Annotated in this window: 16 protein-coding genes; 13 read left to right on the forward strand and 3 right to left on the reverse strand. The window is 38.0% G+C overall.

Annotated elements, in window-relative coordinates:
- The first annotated feature begins 382 nt into the window (after nucleotides 1–382).
- The 4 genes from ABDZ91_RS13885 (at nucleotide 383) to ABDZ91_RS13900 (ending at nucleotide 4,208) form a co-directional block, all read left to right on the forward strand.
- Nucleotides 383–1,126: a DUF4230 domain-containing protein gene (locus ABDZ91_RS13885; protein ID WP_343799936.1), complete on the forward strand. Its 744-nt coding sequence runs from the start codon at nucleotides 383–385 to the stop codon at nucleotides 1,124–1,126.
- A 39-nt stretch (nucleotides 1,127–1,165) separates the two neighbouring features.
- The gene (locus ABDZ91_RS13890) at nucleotides 1,166–2,545 is read left to right on the forward strand and encodes an RsmF rRNA methyltransferase first C-terminal domain-containing protein (protein WP_343799937.1); all 1,380 of its coding nucleotides are present in this window, start codon (nucleotides 1,166–1,168) and stop codon (nucleotides 2,543–2,545) included.
- A 191-nt stretch (nucleotides 2,546–2,736) separates the two neighbouring features.
- The gene (locus ABDZ91_RS13895) at nucleotides 2,737–3,903 is read left to right on the forward strand and encodes a TraB/GumN family protein (protein WP_343799939.1); all 1,167 of its coding nucleotides are present in this window, start codon (nucleotides 2,737–2,739) and stop codon (nucleotides 3,901–3,903) included.
- A 20-nt stretch (nucleotides 3,904–3,923) separates the two neighbouring features.
- Nucleotides 3,924–4,208 carry a hypothetical protein gene (locus ABDZ91_RS13900; protein WP_343799940.1) on the forward strand — a complete coding sequence of 95 codons (285 nt, stop codon included), beginning with the start codon at nucleotides 3,924–3,926 and terminating at the stop codon, nucleotides 4,206–4,208.
- Nucleotides 4,209–4,256: 48 nt separating this feature from the next.
- On the opposite strand, the gene ABDZ91_RS13905 is transcribed toward ABDZ91_RS13900, so the two are convergent.
- Nucleotides 4,257–5,939: a hypothetical protein gene (locus ABDZ91_RS13905; protein ID WP_343799941.1), complete on the reverse strand. Its 1,683-nt coding sequence runs from the start codon at nucleotides 5,937–5,939 to the stop codon at nucleotides 4,257–4,259.
- Between the two features lie 124 nt (nucleotides 5,940–6,063).
- Here ABDZ91_RS13905 and ABDZ91_RS13910 point away from each other — a divergent pair, with 124 nt between their 5' ends.
- Nucleotides 6,064–6,906 carry an oxidoreductase gene (locus ABDZ91_RS13910; protein WP_343799943.1) on the forward strand — a complete coding sequence of 281 codons (843 nt, stop codon included), beginning with the start codon at nucleotides 6,064–6,066 and terminating at the stop codon, nucleotides 6,904–6,906.
- Between the two features lie 168 nt (nucleotides 6,907–7,074).
- Here ABDZ91_RS13910 and ABDZ91_RS13915 read toward each other — a convergent pair whose 3' ends face one another.
- Complete coding sequence (locus ABDZ91_RS13915) at nucleotides 7,075–8,565, reverse strand: peptide MFS transporter (protein WP_343799945.1); 1,491 nt, start codon at nucleotides 8,563–8,565, stop codon at nucleotides 7,075–7,077.
- 211 nt (nucleotides 8,566–8,776) lie between these two features.
- On the opposite strand from ABDZ91_RS13915, the gene ABDZ91_RS13920 reads away from it, so the two are divergent.
- Entirely contained in the window at nucleotides 8,777–9,226 is a 450-nt protein-coding gene (locus ABDZ91_RS13920; RefSeq protein WP_343799947.1) for a GNAT family N-acetyltransferase, read from the forward strand.
- Between the two features lie 91 nt (nucleotides 9,227–9,317).
- Entirely contained in the window at nucleotides 9,318–9,971 is a 654-nt protein-coding gene (locus ABDZ91_RS13925; RefSeq protein WP_343799949.1) for a ribonuclease H1 domain-containing protein, read from the forward strand.
- 60 nt (nucleotides 9,972–10,031) lie between these two features.
- Here ABDZ91_RS13925 and ABDZ91_RS13930 read toward each other — a convergent pair whose 3' ends face one another.
- Entirely contained in the window at nucleotides 10,032–11,699 is a 1,668-nt protein-coding gene (locus ABDZ91_RS13930) for a glutamine--tRNA ligase/YqeY domain fusion protein (RefSeq protein ID WP_343799951.1), read from the reverse strand.
- A 602-nt stretch (nucleotides 11,700–12,301) separates the two neighbouring features.
- Here ABDZ91_RS13930 and ABDZ91_RS13935 point away from each other — a divergent pair.
- From ABDZ91_RS13935 to glgA, 6 genes are all read left to right on the forward strand, one after another.
- Nucleotides 12,302–13,324 (forward strand): glycoside hydrolase family 15 protein, encoded by a 1,023-nt coding sequence (locus tag ABDZ91_RS13935; RefSeq protein WP_343799953.1) that lies wholly within the window; start codon nucleotides 12,302–12,304, stop codon nucleotides 13,322–13,324.
- A 36-nt stretch (nucleotides 13,325–13,360) separates the two neighbouring features.
- A complete protein-coding gene (locus ABDZ91_RS13940) occupies nucleotides 13,361–13,645 on the forward strand; it encodes a hypothetical protein (RefSeq protein ID WP_343799955.1) in 285 nt (94 codons plus the stop codon).
- Between the two features lie 212 nt (nucleotides 13,646–13,857).
- Nucleotides 13,858–15,804, forward strand: a complete 1,947-nt coding sequence (glgB, locus tag ABDZ91_RS13945; RefSeq protein ID WP_343799957.1) for a 1,4-alpha-glucan branching protein GlgB — start codon at nucleotides 13,858–13,860, stop codon at nucleotides 15,802–15,804.
- Nucleotides 15,791–16,951, forward strand: a complete 1,161-nt coding sequence (locus ABDZ91_RS13950) for a glucose-1-phosphate adenylyltransferase (RefSeq protein WP_343799959.1) — start codon at nucleotides 15,791–15,793, stop codon at nucleotides 16,949–16,951. The genes glgB and ABDZ91_RS13950 overlap by 14 nt, the downstream gene beginning before the upstream one ends.
- Before the next feature lie 29 nt (nucleotides 16,952–16,980).
- Complete coding sequence (glgD, locus tag ABDZ91_RS13955) at nucleotides 16,981–18,087, forward strand: glucose-1-phosphate adenylyltransferase subunit GlgD (RefSeq protein WP_343799961.1); 1,107 nt, start codon at nucleotides 16,981–16,983, stop codon at nucleotides 18,085–18,087.
- Between the two features lie 12 nt (nucleotides 18,088–18,099).
- Nucleotides 18,100–19,548 carry a glycogen synthase GlgA gene (glgA, locus tag ABDZ91_RS13960; protein WP_343799963.1) on the forward strand — a complete coding sequence of 483 codons (1,449 nt, stop codon included), beginning with the start codon at nucleotides 18,100–18,102 and terminating at the stop codon, nucleotides 19,546–19,548.
- The last annotated feature ends 5 nt before the right edge of the window (nucleotides 19,549–19,553 follow it).

Genomic DNA, 19,553 nt, shown 5'->3' on the forward strand with positions numbered 1-19,553 from the left:
CCCATCACTTAATCCAAAATCTGATTGCAATACTAATGCATAACTCAATAATAACTCCCCTCTCAGGCAAATTTACTTTTATTTATTATTGAATGCAGAGAGGTAAACTTTCAGTACTATGATTGAAAAATTTTACACACGCATCTAATAATCAAATACTAGTAAAAGAGTGGGAAAAAAGAGTTAACTAAACTACTATAAATACTGGTTAATCATACAATAATAGGAAAAAAGTAGCAATATAATTAAATTAAATATTTAAGAGGATAATTTGTCTTTACTATATGATGTAAAACAGGTGGTTATCATAGTATGATAGAGTTTGATTGACATGAGATATAAATAACAGTCAATAGAAAGAGATAAAAGGGGTCAAGCAAAATTGAGTAAAAACGAATCTACCATTGCACAATTGGAGAGTGTACTAGAAGAATTAAAAGAGGGGCAAAAAGAGCAAGCTGCTACAGCTACAATGGGAAGTAAGATAAAATCTCCGAAGCTTTCAGGTGCTATATTTAATTTGATATTTAGATTTTGGGGGATTAGGATTTTACTCCTAATAGGGAGTTTACTAGTAGTCATAATTACAGGAATTGGATTATTTACAGGAAGTACATTCAAAAAAGAAAGTACTCCCTTTGTTGAACATATACAAGATTTAGCAACTCTTGCGACAGCAGAAGCCCATATAAAGGTAATCCTAGAGCAGGAAGATAATAAATTATTTGGCAAAGATATAAAATGGAATATTCCTGGAACTAAACGGGAGCTCTTATTGGTTGTTCCAGCTACGGTAATTGCAGGAGTTGATTTACAAGAAATAAGGAAAAATGATGTACAAGTTAATGAAAAGAAAAAAGAGATATCCATTGTCTTACCTCAGGCTACCTTTATTCAGCCCCCAGCTATTCAAATGGATCAGGTAAAGACATTTTCTGATGAAGGGCTGTTTCGAGGTCAAGTAGAATGGGCAGAAGGCTTTGATTTGGCAGCTGAAGCTCAAGCCACAATTGAAAAAGAAGCAATAGAGGTAGGCTTACTAGAAAAGGCTGAGATCAGTGCAGAAAAAGTTCTCAATGAATTTTTTGGCCATCTTGGCTATACTGTTAACGTTTCTTATAAATAACCTTCGTTTGTAAAATATAGAGACTCGCAGTTCTTAGAGGTGATACTGTTGGATTTACCAAAGGATTTTCAAAGCAAAATGAAGGAGTTATTACATGAAGAATATGAAGCTTTTTCTAAAAGCTATGAAGAAGATAAGGCACAAGGATTACGCATAAACACATTAAAAGTTCCGGTAGAGGATTTTCTTAAAATCACTCCTTTTACCTTAGAAAAAATCCCTTGGGTAAAGGAAGGGTTCTTCTACGGAACGGAAGATCGTCCTGGGAAGCATCCTTTTCATGAAGCGGGCCTGTATTATATTCAAGAACCTAGTGCAATGGCTGTAGGAGAAATGATGGATGCACAGCCAGGTGATAAGGTATTAGATTTATGTGCTGCACCGGGTGGGAAAACGACTCATATGGCGGTCGGTATGCAGAATAAGGGCTTTTTATTAGCCAATGAAATTCACCCTCTTCGGGCTAAAATACTTTCCCAAAACATTGAACGTATGGGAATAACCAATGCTGTGGTGACCAATGAAACCCCTGAACGGTTAGCACAACGGTTTCCTAGTTATTTTGACAGAATATTAGTGGATGCTCCCTGTTCTGGAGAAGGAATGTTCAGAAAGGATCCGCAAGCATGTGCCGAATGGAGCTTAGAAAATGTTGCGGTTTGTTCATCTCGACAACAGGATATACTGGAGCATGCATCCACCATGCTCCGTCCCGGTGGTAGACTGGTTTATTCTACTTGCACCTTTTCCCCTGAAGAAAATGAAGGAGTCATTAGTCAGTTTATCCAGTCAAATCCCTATTTTGAAATAGAGGATATTCAAGTTTATGAGGGTTTTGGTAAGGGAAGAGTGGACTGGATAGATGACGGACATGAACAGATTGGGAAGACGGTTCGAATTTGGCCACATCAAGTACAAGGTGAAGGGCACTATTTAGCTGTGTTGAAAAAAACGGATGGAGAAGAAGTATCCAAGCTAAAAATTGCAAAGGTGAACACTAAACCATCTCAATTAAAAGAATTCAACCAATTTACTGAGGAAACGCTTATGGAAAGACCTCAGGGAAACTTTCTACTGTTTGGTGATCAATTATATATTTTACCTGAAGAGATGTTGTCGCTAGAAAAATTAAAGGTAGTTAGACCTGGGTGGCATTTAGGAACCATGAAGAAGAATCGCTTTGAACCATCTCATGCCATGGCGCTTTCTCTCAACGGAAGTCAGGTTAAGAAAAAATGGAATCTACAACCTGACTCTCGAGAAATCATTTCCTATTTAAAAGGGGAATCCATTCAAGCGGATGGTCCCAAAGGATGGTACTTAATAGAAGTAGGTGGATTCTCAATTGGTTGGGGGAAATTAAGTCAATCACTTCTAAAAAACCATTTTCCAAAAGGATTACGGTGGACAGGTGTCTAATAGTATTAGATGGGTAAGCATTATGTTGGATTGCTTACCCTTTTTCTATTAAGCTGTTTTTCGTAAAGATTGTTGTTCATAGAGCTTTTGACAGACAGAAATAAAGGAATTCTATCGTTCAGCACGTCAATCCATTATAATAGACATAGGAGTTACCCAAATGAATGCTCACCTAAAAAGGAAGGTATCATATGACCGAAGAAAATATTACAAGACTACATATAAACGGTAAAGAAATTATATTAATCGGTACAGCACATGTTTCAAGGCAAAGTGCTGAACAAGTAAAAGAAGTAATTGAAAGAGAACGCCCAGACTCTGTTTGTGTTGAGCTTGATGAACAACGTTATAAATCCATCACTGAAGGTGATAAGTGGAAAGAAATGGACATATTCCAAGTCATTAAGGAAAAGAAGGCGTCCTTTCTACTAATGAATTTGGCTATTTCCTCATTCCAAAAACGAATGGCAAAAGAACTTGGAATACAAGCTGGGCAGGAAATGATTCAAGGAATTGAATCAGCGAAAGATGTTGGGGCAGATTTAGTTTTAGCTGATCGAAATATCCAGATAACATTCTCAAGAATTTGGAATGGTGTCGGCTTTACTGGAAAAGCTAAACTCCTGATGCAAATCATTTTAAGCATTTTTAGCAATGAGAGTATTTCGGAAGAGGAATTGGAAAAGTTAAAATCACAAGATATGTTAGATGCAATGTTGAAGGATTTTACTGATAATTTTCCTCGACTAAAGGTTCCTCTCATTGATGAACGAGATCAATATCTATCACAAAAAATTAAAGAGGCACCAGGAGATAAGGTTGTAGCTGTTTTAGGTGCTGCACACGTACCGGGAATTACTAAAGTAATTGAAAAGGACCATAACCTTGAAGAAATAACAAAAGTTCCTCCTAAATCAAAAGTTCCTAAGATAATTGGGTGGTCCATTCCTGCGGTTATATTAGCCTTAATCGTTTACACATTTATCGCGAATCCTCAAGCGGGACTACAACAAACGATTAGTTGGATTCTTTGGAACGGGAGTTTTTCAGCTATTGGTGCGGCGATTGCATTTGGGCATCCCTTAACCATTTTGACTGCATTTATTGCAGCGCCTATTACGTCATTAAATCCTTTGCTAGCTGCCGGTTGGTTTGCGGGGTTTGTCCAAGCGTATATTCGAAGACCAAGTGTTCAGGATTTTGAAACACTCTCTGAGGATGTATTTAGTGTCAAAGGGTTCTGGAGTAATAAGGTTTCTAGAATTTTACTTATTGTGGTTTTAGCGAATCTAGGAAGCTCGTTAGGTACCTTTATAGGTGGTGCCGATGTTATTCGTTTATTTATTGAGAACATATAAGTAGTTACCGGAGGGGTTGCATGGAAGTTTTGGCCGTACAGCCATATATAAAAGTTCATCGGGAAGTTGTTGCAACAGAACAAAGGCATATTGAATATGAGAGGAACCTGTATTTATATAAGGACCGGATTATCTCGCAGTATCATGAATTTCCAATTCAACGTGTACGGGATATCTCATATCGTTCGATAGCTGGTGAAGGTGGAACTTTATATCTCCATACAGACGGTGGCTTATATACTTATACTGTTACTTCTTCCCCTCAAAACTTTATAGATGTATGTAAAGAACTCATCAATAAGTAAACAAACCCGGCCTTCCACGTTGGAAAGCCGGGTTTGTTGCATTTTCTCTTATTCTATGCCCTGAATTTTCATTTCAACAACTGGTAAGAACACTTCACCAGTATCTAAGTAGGTTAGATTTACGCGATCATCTTCTTCAAGATAAATGGCTAATGGTTCTCTTTCAGAAGAGATGATATAGTTTTGTCCATTGTCTAATAAAAACGAGATAAACGTAAAATCACCTGATTTTTCTTTATAGATCCTAACGACTGTTCCACTCGTTTGCTTTTCTTCAGCTTTAGAACTACCATCAACGGTTCCTCCGCCTCGCTGGAGTGCAGTTTTATATAGACGTAGTGCTTCATTAGGGGTGTTTCCGTAAACTGAGATCTCTGGATTCGCTGCAGAAACGATGAAATAATTTTGAAGGAATCCATTTGCATCTAGCACAGGTGTTAACCAACTAGCCTCTCCATAAAAATTGTAGAGAATTGGCATTTCTCCTTGCCACTCTTTTTCAATGAACTTTTTCTCAATGATTTGAAGGGCACCTTGAGAGTCCATATAGGATTGCTCTAAATTCCCTGTATAGAAGGTTGCCTTTCCGGTACGGGAATTTGTTAAAGAGTAGCCTAGCATGGAGTCTACACCTTCTTTAGGACTTGTGAAGTCTGTAAAATAATACATGTCTCCGTTCTCATCAAAAATGGGGCTTACGTTAGCTTCCGTTCCTTCATCAGACGGGATCCTAACATCTGACTTCCCGAACACGCTATTCCAAAAGCCGTGAATATAATTTCCATAATAGCTATTTTGAAGGCTTACTGTTTCAGGAGAAACAGCACCATCAATAAATGCAGGTACCTCTGCTAAAGAATAAGACTCAGTTGCTCCAGTCTCAGCATTAACCACTACGACACCTTCTACATCAAAACCGTTTCGTGCAGAGATGAACTTACCGTATGAACGGATATAGAACGGCTTACCATCCTCATCAACTTCTAATTGCACATCTCCATGGAAAATATGATTAGGATATTTCATACGTATGTGTCTTGAGATATCTTTGTTGAAATAGGAAGAGGGTGTATAGGTCATGTCCGCTTTAATAAACTTAGGATTTGCAGTTGAATCAGTTGCACTTAATTTAAAGTAACCAGGTGTTTGATCACCTTTCAACCATTTGAAGAACCCTGAAAATTCAACAGGTGCAATGTATACATACTCTCCGTTTACCTTCTGTATTTGTAAGTTACCAAGCTCATAGTAACTAGTGTTAGGAACCTGACCAAATGCTTTTCTCATTTTGTTTCTTGCAAATTCAGGTGGAACACTTGCAGGAGTTTTTGACTCATCAAATGTTTGAATCTCTACTTCCTCATCCATCTTAGCCATTTCGTATTTTTCATCGGAGTTAAATAAAAAGGCTGATAGGAAATAAACACCCAAACCGAGACTTACCAAAAACAGAGCCGATTTAACCAATCTCTCTTTTCCGACTGAAAAGACGGCTCCTATGGCTGTAACGATAATCGCATAAGCCCAAAGGGAGGAAAGATTACGATCCATATTGGTTAGGTAGTAATATAAGAATATGAATCCAGTCAGAAGAGCGACTGTTATAACGATAGATAGAATCCCAATCCTTTTTACTTTTTTATCTTTTCCGGTTTCTTTTGGAAAGAAAGGGATTAAGATTATGGTAGTAGCAATGGCAATAAGTAATGAAAATAATAAAATGTTTCCCATAAAATTCTCCTTCTTTGTTTGTAATATGGTACTAATTGATTATACGGATAGAAAGGTAAAAAGTTTTAATGAATATAAAAAATCTTATACAAATAATTAACTTGAGAGAAGGGTGAGGAAACGAATGGTGAACAGGGTTGCAGTTGTAACAGGGGCTTCAAGTGGATTTGGAATGCAAACATCAATTGAATTGGCAAAAGAAGGATTTCATGTTCTTGCTACAATGAGAAATGTTCAAAAGAAAGATACATTGATAAAAAGAGTTGAAGAATTAGGTATAAAGGAACGCGTTGAAACGTATGAGCTAGATGTGACCTCTGAAGCCTCTATAATTAAGTGGAAGCGGTTTATGGAGGAAAAACAAGGGCGAATTGATGTCCTAGTAAATAATGCAGGGTACGCTGGAGCTGGTTTTAGTGAGGAAGTATCCGTTGAAGAGTATAAGGCACAATTTGAAACGAATGTATTTGGAGTTATGGCTGTAACTCAAGCAATACTCCCCCTGATGAGAAGGCAAATGAGTGGAAAGATTATAAATGTAAGCAGCATAAGTGGGAGGGTTGGCTTTCCAGGATTATCGCCTTATATAGCATCTAAGCACGCATTAGAAGGATATAGTGAATCTCTTAGACTGGAATTGAAGCCATTTGGAGTAGACGTTGTTCTCATTGAACCAGGTTCGTATCAGACAAATATTTGGACGACTGGAAAGAAGGTAGCAGAGAAATCCTTGGAGAAGGATTCTCCTTACTATGAAACAATGAAAAAGATGGAGCATTATCTTGAGAGAAGTTCCGGTAACTATGGCGATCCACAAGAGGTTGCAAAACTTATTGTGAAGCTAGCCAAACAGGATAAAGTAGGCTTACGTTACCCGGTTGGAAAGGGAGTAAAGCGGACTATACGATTAAAGCAATGGTTACCTTGGAGGATTTGGGAGAATATTTTACTTAAACAATTAAAATAGAAGGCAGTTTTCGTACTCTTTGTTGCTTTTGACAGTAGTTGGTTCTATGAACAAGGGAAGTTGATTTGGGCTGCGGCCAATTGGCAATCAAAATAGCCAAATAGAAAAAGGCCGAAGTAGACAACAGTTGACGGCTACCTCGACCTTTTTATTATTTTATAAGAAATCTTATCTGATTCCTTTCATGAAGCCTTGAATCTTCGGAGCTAGTAAGAATAAGATGATACTTAGTACAATGGACGCCCCTCCGATTACTCCAAAATACATCATTTCGGTCTCTGGTTTGTAGAATCTAACGATTTGTGCATTGATTGCTTGGGCAGCAGCACTAGATAAGAACCATAGACTCATTGTTTGTGCTGAGAATGCTTTTGGTGCAAGCTTTGTCGTTGCTGATAAACCAACAGGTGATAATAATAGCTCACCCAACACGACAATGAAATAACTTAGGACAAGCCATAAAGGATTCACTAATGTATCTGTTCCTCCCAGGTAAGCTGGTAATAGAATAACGAGGAAAGATAAACCGGCAAATAATAGGGCAAGTGAGAATTTTTGTGGAATGGTTGGTTGTCTCTTACCAAGTTTCACCCACATCCAAGCAAATACCGGTGCTAAGATAATGATAAATAATGGGTTAAGAGATTGGAACCATGCTGGAGAAATCTCAAAACCAGCAAAACTTAATTGGGTTCTCTTATCTGCATAGTTTGCTAGAATCGTTGAACCTTGTTCTTGAATCGCCCAAAACATAACCGATGCAATAAATAATGGAATATAAGCGATTAAGCGTGAACGTTCCACTTCTGTTGTTTTTTTGCTACGGTACATAACCGTAAAGTAAAGGGTCGGAATCAGAATTCCCAAAATTCCAATGATGGCAATAAAACGATCGATCGTTAACATACCATTCTGGATTGTGATATATAGTACGATGGCTAAAATAATCGTGGAAATACCAGTTATTGTAAAGAACTTTTTCTTTTCAGATGGTGATAGAGGATTTGCAACTGTGGTACCAGCTAATCCTAAATTCTTTTTCTTTGTTACAACAAACATAACAAGTCCTAAAAACATACCGACAGCGGCTACTCCAAACCCGAGGTGGAAGCTAACATCCATCAGTTCACCAACAATTAACGGAGAAATAAAGGCACCAAGGTTGATACCCATATAGAAAATACTAAATCCAGCATCTCTACGATCATCCGTTTCACTGTACATTTCACCAACAACACTAGAAACGTTAGGCTTTAACAAACCTGTTCCAAGTACAATTAACACCATGGAAATAAAGAACATGGAAAGGCTTCCTGGAATTGCCAAGGCAATATGACCAAGCATGATCAGAATTCCACCATAGAAAACTGCACGTGAAGTACCAAATAAACGGTCGGCCATCCAACCACCAATGATACCTGACATGTACACAAGTGCTCCATAGATGGACATAATGGCTAGAGCAGTAGATTCTTCTAATCCCAATCCACCTTTAGAAACCTCATAATACATATAAAATACTAGGATAGCTCTCATTCCATAGTAGGAAAAGCGTTCCCAGAACTCAGTAAAAAATAGGGTAAACAGCCCTTTGGGATGTCCGAAGAAACCTTTTTGTGGGACACTATCCACAATTTTCTGTCTGTTTAAATCTGACATAGTTTTACCTCCTTTATTGCTATTTTAATATAATACTTTTAATAGTTTTGATTGTCAAAAGCATTGGTAAAATATAAATAAGTAATAATTTTTAGTAATTTATCTATTTTATTACTATTGTAAAATAATTTTTAATATATTTACTATTAAATGAATTTAGTAATACAATTTATACAAAGGAATGTAAGGAAAAGGAAGGAGGAGAGGGGAAATGTTTCTTGTGAAACAATTGCAAAGTCAACTACCAGAGAACATAAATAGGTTAGTTTTTGAAAGCAAAAGGGAAGGTTTCCGATTTTTAGTAAGATTAGTTGATGATTTTCTTGTAGGCACCAACACTTTTTCTGCTTCAGGTGAGATTCTATATGGTGTGTTTGATGAAAAAGGGAACTTAGTAGGAGTAGGTGGACTAAATAAAGATCCTTATTCTACTGATAAAACCTTGGGTAGGTTAAGGCGGTTCTACGTTGATCCTAATTATAGAAGGCATGGTATAGGGAGGCTACTACTTCATACAATTATCGAATTCGCAAAGGATCATTATGACCAATTAGTACTCTATACAGATACGGAACAAGGGGATAAGTTTTACACATCTATGGGATTTCTAAGAAGTCAGGAATTTGGTAGGTCGTCTCATCATCTAAACCTAACTAAATAATTTAAACATGCATTGTCCTTGCCAGTTTGATAATCTTAGTAATATCGGTATAAAATTGTTTACCCTTAAAATAGCAAGGGGGATTAACCACGTGGCAAAATCAAAGAAATATTACGTAGTATGGCAGGGTAGAAATCCGGGAATTTATACTAGTTGGGACGAATGTAAGGAACAGGTGAATGGCTACCAGGGTGCTAAATATAAGTCATTTCCTACACACCAAGAGGCTGAAGCTGCATTTAAAGTGGGTTGGGGTAAATCTCTGGCTTCGTCCGGAAATGGAAAGAATAAAACGTCCACGGGAAAGTGGAGAGGTGCATCCCATGAAACGTCTGAAGAAATTATATATGAAAGTATATCAGTAGACGCTGCATGTAGTGGGAACCCAGGTGATTTAGAGTATCAGGGTGTAGATACTCAAACCGGAGAACGTATTTTTCATGTAGGCCCACTTGAAAATGGAACAAACAACATCGGTGAGTTTCTGGCCATTGTTCATGCTTTAGCTTTACTAAAAAAGCAGAACAGTAATAGGCCAATTTACTCTGACTCAGCAACAGCTATTGGCTGGGTTAAAAAGGGGAAAGCGAATACTCAGTTAGAGCGGTCTAATAAAACAGAGAAGGTATGGAACTTAATAAAGAGGGCTGAGCATTGGCTTAGTGAGAATACATATACCAATAAAATTTATAAATGGGAAACGAAAGTGTGGGGAGAAATTAAGGCTGATTTTGGTAGAAAGTAATCAAAGCAAATCGAAAAAGCCCTAACCTTCGCATAAGCGATGGCCAGGGCTTTTTCATTTTTATAATTTAAATGAACTCTTTAAAGAAACAATCAAATTAAACACAGCTTTTTCATCTGTTGAATGCTTAGGATCTACATTGAAGTAACCGTGTCTGAAGAACTGAAATTTATCTTGTGGCTTTACATCCTTCATATTTGGCTCAATAAATCCGTTTAAAACTTCTAGTGAATTTGGATTGATGCGGTTCAAGAAATTTTTCTTATCCTCTTCTTCGTGCTCTTCTCCATCTTCATCTAAAATAAGAGGCTCATAAAGTCTGAATTCAGCTGGTACAGCTTGAGTAGCTTCTACCCAATGTAATGTCCCTTTTACTTTACGTCCAGTAAATCCAGTTCCACTCTTCGTTTCTGGATCATACGTACAATGGATCTCAACCACATTTCCGTCTTCATCCTTAATGACATCTTCACATTTAATAAAGTAAGCATGCTTTAGGCGTACTTCATTTCCAGGGAAGAGGCGGAAGTATTTCTTTGGAGGATCCTCCATAAAGTCTTCTTGCTCGATGTAAATTTCACGAGAGAACGGAATTTGTCTTGTTCCCATTTCTGGATTTTCAGGGTTAATTTCTGCTTCAAGCATTTCAACTTGTCCTTCTGGGTAGTTCGTGATTACTACTTTCAGTGGGCGTAGGATCCCCATTGTACGTGGAGCTTTTAACTTTAAATCTTCTCGTACAAAGTGGTCAAGCATTCTGGAATCAACTGTACTGAAAACCTTCGAAACACCTAACTCACGACAAAAAGCGCGAATGGACTCCGGAGTATATCCTCTTCTTCTAAGCCCGGAGACAGTAGGCATTCGTGGGTCATCCCAGCCATCAACAATTCCCTCTTCAACCAGCTGCTTCAGCTTACGCTTACTCATCACTGTATTTGTTAAGTTCAATCGGTTAAATTCAATTTGCTGTGGTTTACTTTCCATTTCACACTCTTCAACTACCCAATTGTATAGAGGGCGTTGATCTTCGAACTCAAGTGTACAGATTGAATGTGTAACTCCTTCAATCGCATCTTCAATTGGATGAGCGAACGCATACATTGGGTAGATGCACCATTTATCCCCTGTATTATGATGAGTTGAATGAGATATACGGTAAATAACAGGATCACGTAAGTTAATATTAGGGGAGCTCATATCAATTTTGGCGCGAAGTACTTTTTCTCCATTGCCAAACTCACCCTTGCGCATTCTCTCAAACAGGTCGAGATTTTCCTCAACGGAACGACTGCGATAGGGGCTCTCTTTACCTGGTGCTGTTAAAGTTCCGCGGTATTCTCGAATCTCATCAGCACTTAAATCATCTACATATGCTTTTCCTTTTTTGATTAAAAGCACAGCACGATCATACATTTCCTCAAAATAGTCAGAAGCAAAGAATAATCCGTCCCAATCATAACCAAGCCACTTTACATCTTCCTTGATAGAATCAACAAACTCTTTATCTTCTTTTAGAGGGTTTGTATCATCAAAACGTAAATTTGTTTTTCCGCCGTATGTATCAGCTAAGTCAAAGTTCAAAACGATAGATTTAGCATGACCAATATGTAAGTATCCGTTAGGCTCTGGTGGAAAACGCGTGATTACGTGATCCCTTTTCCCGGTCTTCAAATCTTCTTCAATAATATCCTTAATAAAGTTTGACGTATTATGTTCCACAGCCATCAACCTTCCCTTTAAAATTCATAATCCATATTTTATGTAAATATTTAGTTCCTATTATCTTTACCATTATTTCCGTTAGCAAATATTGTAACACAAGAATATAAGGAATTTTACTATAACGGTGGGAAAATGCAATCGTATTTTGGCTATTTTATTGTTAAAGGGACTATCAATTCGCCTATTGTGGTGCTTCTATATGAAATATTTCTCCGGCCAGCTCCAGCGCCTAGCCAGTTCTTCATTGAAATAACTTCTCCGAGTAACTTGCTTAAAGCATGACCGACAGGTGATGCTTTAAGCAGCTCGAGGTCACAAGCCAATCCGTCATGAAGGTTAAAGAGCAACCTTCCTGACGGCTCGTCTTGTGCTTGTCGGGGCTGATCAAGGCGCTTGCGCATTTGTAATTACCAAATAGTTTCATTATCAATTTATGGCCTAGCTTCATATGATATAGCACACAGAAAATAAGGCTCAAGCCATTCTAAATAATGGAATGAAACCGGTTACTTTTTTACACTTTTAGCATGAAGAGGTTTATGAACCAAGCCAATAGGTGAAAATGAACAATAAAAAATTCTCTTAAAAAGGAAGTGATCCTTACCATGGATATGGAAAAGGCGCTCCAAGTGTTAGATACAATGAGGCTGCCAAACGGAGCTTACACAGCAAGCCGCTCAAATGATTATAACTATGTTTGGATCCGTGATGTCTGTTATACGGTTTTACCGTTTTTATATACACCATCTGAACGCTATGAAAAAGCCTATCATGCCTTATTTGACCTTTTTAAAAAATACGAATGGAAAATCGATATTCATCGGAAGAAAAGACCAGTTTACCTGTTTGAGTATATTCATTCACGTTATTCTACCGACCTAACAGAGCTTGAACAGGAGTGGGGACATGCTCAAAATGATGCAATCGGTGCATTTTTATGGGGAGTCGGTGAAGGATTTAAGTATGGACAGAAGGTTATCCGTGACGAAGGTGATCTTATCATCCTCCAAAAGCTAGTAGATTATTTAGAGTGTGTTCGGTATTGGGAAGCTGAAGACAATGGAATGTGGGAAGAAAATATGGAGGTGCACGCATCCAGTGTCGGAGCGTGTGTAGCGGGATTAAAAGCAGTGAAGCTATTAGTGAATGTAAAAAAGGAAATGATTTTAAAAGGAGAGGAAACACTTCGAAATTTATTACCTAGAGAAAGTGCCACAAAAGAAACAGACCTGGCATTATTATCGTTAATATTCCCATATCGAGTAGTTGACCGGAATACTGCTTTACAGATTTTAAAAAATGTGACAGGAACACTGGAGCGGGAGTTCGGCTGTATCCGATATGTAAATGATTATTATTATAACGAAGGTAGTGAAGCAGAGTGGTGCTTCGGGTTCCCTTGGTTGGGACTATGTTATTTAGAGTTAGGAATGGAAGAGAAAGCCTTAGAGTATGTGGGGAAAACGAAGCGGGTCATCCCGGATAATTGGGAGGTACCGGAATTATATGTAGGTGGAACGGATAAGCCGAATGGCAATACTCCACTCGCATGGGCTGTTGCGATGGCGATGTTGTTTCTAGAAAGAGTGGGAGTTAGTGAATCTAACTTGGTTACATTAAATGAATAGGTTGTGTGCCCCCTGCCTTAGCAGGGGGTTTTTTGTTTGGGAGTGGAATTGAGTGTGGGAATTCCGATAGCGGGGTCAGAATTTCCGATAGAATTGCCAAAATTTCCGATAGCGGGGTCAGAATTTCCGATAGAATTGCCAAAGTTTCCGATAGCGGGGCTAGAATTTCCGATAGGAGAGTCAAAGTTTCCGATAGCGGGGGCTAGAATTTCCGATAGAATTGCCAAAGTTTCCGATATGGGAGTCAGAATTTCCGATAAAAGGGCCAAAGTTTCCGATAGACAGGCCCGAATTCCCGAAGAGGCAAAAAATATCAAATAAAACAAAGTTCTCCAGAGAATCACATCTGAGAAATATTACAGAATTTCGTAAAAAGAATCAGTCAACTAAAATAAGCCAACAAAACAAGTCAAATTCCCCTAATAATAGTCAAATTTCATCGAAGGGTTCGCAATTTTCGCAGCGAAACTAATTTTCATAATAGATATCCTTTAATTCTGTAAAGTTAGTGAGTGCTGGAGGTGCAGTGCTAGTTGGAAGGGACCATTGAAAAAAGTAAAAACAATCTATTGAGCGAAGTAGACCTTTATCTTTTCCATGAAGGAACTCAGTACAAAGCGTATAACATGATGGGGGCACACCTAGACAAAATAGAGGGTGTGGAAGGAGTCCGTTTTACTGTTTGGGCACCTAACGCACTGTCGGTATCGGTTGTAGGGGACTTTAATCATTGGGAAGGTTCAGGTCATCAGATGGAGAGAATTCATCAATCTGGAATATGGGTATTATTTATCGCGGGTCTTTCAGAGGGAGAGCTATACAAATACCGAGTACGAACTCCTGATAACCAGATTGTATTAAAGGCTGATCCCTACGCTTTTTATTCAGAGGTCAGACCCAATACGGCCTCAATCGTCTATTCGCTAAACAAATATCAATGGCAGGACCAGAAATGGATGAAACATAGAGGAAAGAAGCAAGCATTAGACAAGCCTATGCTTATCTATGAGGTACATCTCGGTTCTTGGAGGAAAAAGACAGACGGTAGCTTTTATACGTATCGAGAGTTAGCCGGTGAGTTAATCGAACATGTTCTTTCAAACGGTTATACACATATTGAATTTATGCCTATTATGGAACATCCATTTGATCGATCTTGGGGCTATCAAATTACAGGTTATTATTCCGTAACGAGTCGTTTTGGGAAGCCGGAAGACTTCATGTACCTGATTGACCAGTGTCATCAAAACGGGCTGGGTGTCATTTTAGATTGGGTACCGGTTCATTTTTGTAAGGATGAGCACGGACTTGGAAAGTTTGATGGTACACCTCTCTATGAACCTATTGATCCATTGAGAGCAGAAAGACCCCATTGGGGAACCTATAGTTTTGATTATGAGAAGCCAGAAGTGAACAGCTTTCTCGTTTCCAATGCGTTGTTCTGGCTTGATCTTTTTCACATAGATGGATTACGTGTAGATGCGGTTTCTTCCATGATTTATTTGAATCATGATCAATCCTCTCCTGTGCCCATAAAAAATAAAAATGGTGGAGATGAAAATTTAGAGGCAGTTCGATTTACAAAAAGATTAAACGAAACCGTTTATAAATATCATCCAGACATACATATGATTGCAGAAGAAGCTACACCGTGGCCAAAGGTAACGGCACCAACAACCCAAGAAGGCTTAGGATTTAGCTATAAATGGAACATGGGTTGGGTAAACGATGTACTTCGATACATAAGGTTAGAGGAAAATGAGCGACCTGACCATCATCATCTCTTAACCTTCTCCTTTTTCTATGCGTTTTCTGAACATTTTATTTTACCGTTTTCCCACGATGAAATGGTTTATGGTAAACGATCATTACTTAACAAAATGCCGGGGGAGTATTGGAAGAAGTTTGCCAACCTTCGTTTGTTATACGGATATTTAATGACACATCCTGGGAAAAAGTTATTGTTTATGGGAAGTGAATTTGCCCAGTTTGATGAATGGAAGGATGAAAGGGAACTGGACTGGAACTTGCTCGATTTTGAGTCCCATCAAAACTTTCTTCACTACTCAAGAACACTTAACCAGTTTTATAAAAATACAAGAAGTCTTTGGCGTTTAGATCATGACCCCAATGGTTTTGAATGGATTAATCCACATGATTCTAATCAGGGTGTCATATCTTTTATGAGAAAAGGTAAGCGAAAAGGTGATTACTGTGTGGTTGTTTGCAATTTCTCTTCAAGGGTTTTTCACTCTTATCGCATTGGTGTTCCTTCGCTAGGGGGTTATATCGAGATGTTTAATAGCGATAAGACAGAATTTGGTGGCTCAGGACAATGTAATGAAAATGCTATTCAATCCGAAAAGTTACCTTACAATAATCAGTTATTCAGTATGGAAATCACCGTTCCGCCTTTAGGGATTACTATTTTTATGAAACAAACGAAAAAAAGAGGGAGACAAGTGAATGCCAGCGACTAAAAAGTGTTTAGCGATGTTATTAGCGGGGGGCCAGGGAACAAGACTGGGAGATTTAACGAAGGGTTTAGCAAAACCAGCTGTTCCATTTGGAGGTAAATATAGAATAATAGATTTTGCTTTAAGTAATTGTAGCCATTCTGGAATAAATAAAGTTGGAGTATTAACTCAGTATCAACCACATTTATTGAATGCATATGTAGGAAATGGGAGTGCATGGGATTTAGATAGGAAATTCGGGGGCGTCTCGGTACTACCTCCTTATCAAGGAAGTACCGGGGGCCAATGGTACAAAGGGACAGCCAATGCAGTCTATCAAAATATCCGCTTTATCGACCAGCATAACCCGGAATATGTTCTGGTCATATCAGGAGACCACATATATAAAATGGACTACAAACGTTTACTAGACTTTCATATAAAAAACAGCGCTGAAGCAACCATCGCGGTCATCGAAGTACCATGGAATGAGGCAAGTCGCTTTGGGATTCTTACCGCAAATGAAGACCATCAAATCACTGAATTTCATGAAAAGCCAACTATTCCTAACAGTAATTTAGCATCCATGGGTGTGTACGTATTTAATTGGAAACTATTAAAGAAATACTTAATGGAAGATGAGATAAATCCTACTTCATCTAATGACTTTGGGAAAGATGTGATTCCAAAAATGCTTTCTGATCAAATTGACCTGTATGCTTACAGGTTTAAGGGTTATTGGAAGGATGTTGGCACCGTTCAAAGTTTGTGGGAAGCCCATATGGATCTTTTAGAGGAAAGTCCTGAATTAGATTTATATGACCCCCAGTGGAAAATATACTCAGTAAATGCAAATCGCCCACCTCAGTATATCGCACCTGGATCTACCATTACACAGTCTCTCATTAACGAAGGATGTCAAATCTTTGGACACGTGGATCGATCAGTCCTATCCCATAATGTTTATGTTGGGAGGGGTACAATCATTAAGGATTCTGTCATCATGCCTAATGTCATAATAGGGAAAAATGTGAAAATCGAGCGTGCCATCATAGCGAATGATACGTTCATTGATGATGGTGTTGAAATTGGTTCGTCTAATTTAGCAGATGAAATAACGTTAATAGGTGAAAATCAAAGAATTACATCCAATATGCAAAATGTTTTATAGGACTTTGAAGGAGCAGGGGGACAGATATTTTGAGCCAAGTATTAGGGGTTATAAATTTAATGAATGAAAATCAATTTTTAAAAGAGCTAACTTCTTCACGCTGTTTAGCGTCGGTCCCTTTTGGTGGACGGTATAGACTTATAGATTTTACATTATCAGATTTCGTCCATGCAGATGTTACCCAGGTGGCTGTATTTGCTCGAGAAAAATACCGTTCACTGATGGACCATTTAGGATCGGGAAAGGAATGGGATTTAGACCGTCATAACGGTGGACTATTTATATTACCTCCACTTAAACCCGGTGAAAAAATGATGGGAGACATTCAGCAATTTTATGACCATTTAATGTTTTTTCAGCGTTCCTATGCAGATACCGTTATCATCTCTCCAGGCTGTCATGTGTGCGAGATTGACTACACAGAAATTATTGATCAACATAGGGTGAACAATGCCGACATAACGATTGTTTATAAGGATTACAAGGGAGTGCCTGTACAAAAACCTGTCTATCATAAATGTTCTGTTGATGATGACGGAAATATTTCAGATATAGAGTTGTATGCATCCCCACAAGAAGGAGACCTTGTTTGTTTAGAAACGTATATTCTTAAAAAAACAGTATTAGTAGAGCTTATCTTAAAGTGTATAGAGAATGATGAGTATGACTTTATTAAAGATGCTCTAAAGGCACATCTAGATGATTATGTTGTGAAGGGCTATCACCTTAAGGGTGAAATGATGTTTATTCATTCCGTTGAAAGTTTTCACCAAGGTAATATGGCTTTTTTAAACCAGAAGGTGATGCACTCCTTCTTTAATGATAAACGTGAGGTTTTTACAAAAATAAAACATGAGGCACCTACTAAATATACATTAAGTTCCGCGGTATCCCATTCTTTGATTGCTAATGGATGTGATATACAAGGAACGGTTGAAAACAGTATCCTATTTCGGGGCGTGAAAGTAAAAAAGGGAGCTGTCGTTAAAAACAGTATTATCATGCAAAAAGGAGAAATTGAAGAGGGTGCTTATGTAGAAAATGTCATTACTGATAAACAAGCAAAGATTACAAAAGATCAGAAAGTGATTGGTAAATCTAAACCAAAAGTTATTAAGAAAGCAGAAATGATCTAACGGAGGTTAGCCATGAATGTAGTGTTTGCGGCTTCAGAATGTGCACCTTTTATAAAAACAGGCGGTTTAGGTGATGTAATCGGTGCTCTACCCAAGGCTTTACAAAAAAAGAATGTTCAGGTTTCTGTTATTTTACCAAAGTATAATGACCTACCGTTTCAAATAAAAGATCAGCTTACTTTTTTGAAAGGTATAGAGGTTCCAGTGGGATGGAGACGGCAGTTCTGTGGTATTGAGACACTGGAGCAGGGTGGAATTCATTACTATTTTTTGGATAATGAGTATTATTTTAAACGGCATGGCAGCTATGGATTCTTTGATGATGGGGAGCGGTTTGCCTTTTTTTCAAGGGCAGTACTTGAAGCCCTTCCTCACTTACATCATAAACCAGCTATCATTCATTGCCACGATTGGCAAACAGGGCCTATTCCCGTTTTATTAAAAGCTCATTATAGTAATCATCCATTTTATAAAGATCTGAAAACCATTTTTACGATTCATAATCTCCGATATCAAGGTGTTTTTCCTAAGCAGGTATTATGGGAGCTTCTTGATTTAAGTGAGCTCTACTTTCATATGGATGGATTGGAGTTTCATGGTCAAGTAAGTTATATGAAGGCGGGTCTAGCTTATTCTGATTGTATTACAACCGTTAGTCCTACCTATGCAAAAGAAATTCGTACCTCTTTCTATGGTGAAAATCTCGAAGGATTTCTAGAGAAAAAATCACCAAATCTATATGGAATTATTAACGGCATTGATTATTCAAGCTATGATCCATGTATAGATTCTGAGATTTTTACATCTTATCGAGAACCAGCTGGAAAAATAGAAAATAAATTAAGATTACAGGAATCGCTTCGTTTACCCGTAAATAAGGATATTCCGATTATAGCTATGGTAACAAGGTTAGTGGATCAAAAGGGTATTGATTTAGTTCTTCATGTTTTCGAGGAAATAGTAAGAATGAATGTCCAATTTATCCTAATAGGAACGGGTGAGGAACGTTATGAAAGAGCTTTTAAAGAGTTGGCTGAAAATCATCCAGAAAAGGTATCTGCTAACCTCTATTTTGATGAATCTTTAGCTAGAAAAATATATGCTGGGTCCGACATCTTTTTAATGCCTTCACAATTTGAGCCATGTGGGATTGGTCAGCTTATTGCTTTAAAATATGGCACCATACCTGTTGTAAGGGAAACGGGAGGCCTTAAAGATACGGTTTTGCCTTATAATGAGTTTACCTGTTGCGGAAATGGCTTTAGTTTTACTCATTATAATGCCCATGACATGCTGTATACGATTGAAAGAGCACTATGGTTTTACCGCTTCCAGCCTAATAAATGGAGGGATCTGGTACATAATGCTTTGAAATTGGACTATAGCTGGGAGTATTCTTCTAATGAGTATAAAGATTTATACCGGCATATTTTACAAAATAAGGTAAAAGAGTTAATCTGATTTAC

Source organism: Bacillus carboniphilus (assembly GCF_039522365.1).
GTDB lineage: Bacteria > Bacillota > Bacilli > Bacillales > JC228 > Bacillus_BF > Bacillus_BF carboniphilus.

Excerpts from the sequence above, each read along its gene's own strand:
- ABDZ91_RS13950 (WP_343799959.1), top strand. The coding sequence starts at position 15,791 with ATGCCAGCGACTAAAAAGTGTTTAGCGATGTTATTAGCGGGGGGCCAG.
- ABDZ91_RS13935 (WP_343799953.1), top strand. The coding sequence starts at position 12,302 with ATGGATATGGAAAAGGCGCTCCAAGTGTTAGATACAATGAGGCTGCCA.
- glgA (WP_343799963.1), top strand. The coding sequence starts at position 18,100 with ATGAATGTAGTGTTTGCGGCTTCAGAATGTGCACCTTTTATAAAAACA.
- ABDZ91_RS13905 (WP_343799941.1), bottom strand. The coding sequence starts at position 5,939 with ATGGGAAACATTTTATTATTTTCATTACTTATTGCCATTGCTACTACC.
- ABDZ91_RS13895 (WP_343799939.1), top strand. The coding sequence starts at position 2,737 with ATGACCGAAGAAAATATTACAAGACTACATATAAACGGTAAAGAAATT.
- ABDZ91_RS13910 (WP_343799943.1), top strand. The coding sequence starts at position 6,064 with ATGGTGAACAGGGTTGCAGTTGTAACAGGGGCTTCAAGTGGATTTGGA.
- ABDZ91_RS13930 (WP_343799951.1), bottom strand. The coding sequence starts at position 11,699 with ATGGCTGTGGAACATAATACGTCAAACTTTATTAAGGATATTATTGAA.
- ABDZ91_RS13900 (WP_343799940.1), top strand. The coding sequence starts at position 3,924 with ATGGAAGTTTTGGCCGTACAGCCATATATAAAAGTTCATCGGGAAGTT.
- ABDZ91_RS13920 (WP_343799947.1), top strand. The coding sequence starts at position 8,777 with ATGTTTCTTGTGAAACAATTGCAAAGTCAACTACCAGAGAACATAAAT.
- ABDZ91_RS13915 (WP_343799945.1), bottom strand. The coding sequence starts at position 8,565 with ATGTCAGATTTAAACAGACAGAAAATTGTGGATAGTGTCCCACAAAAA.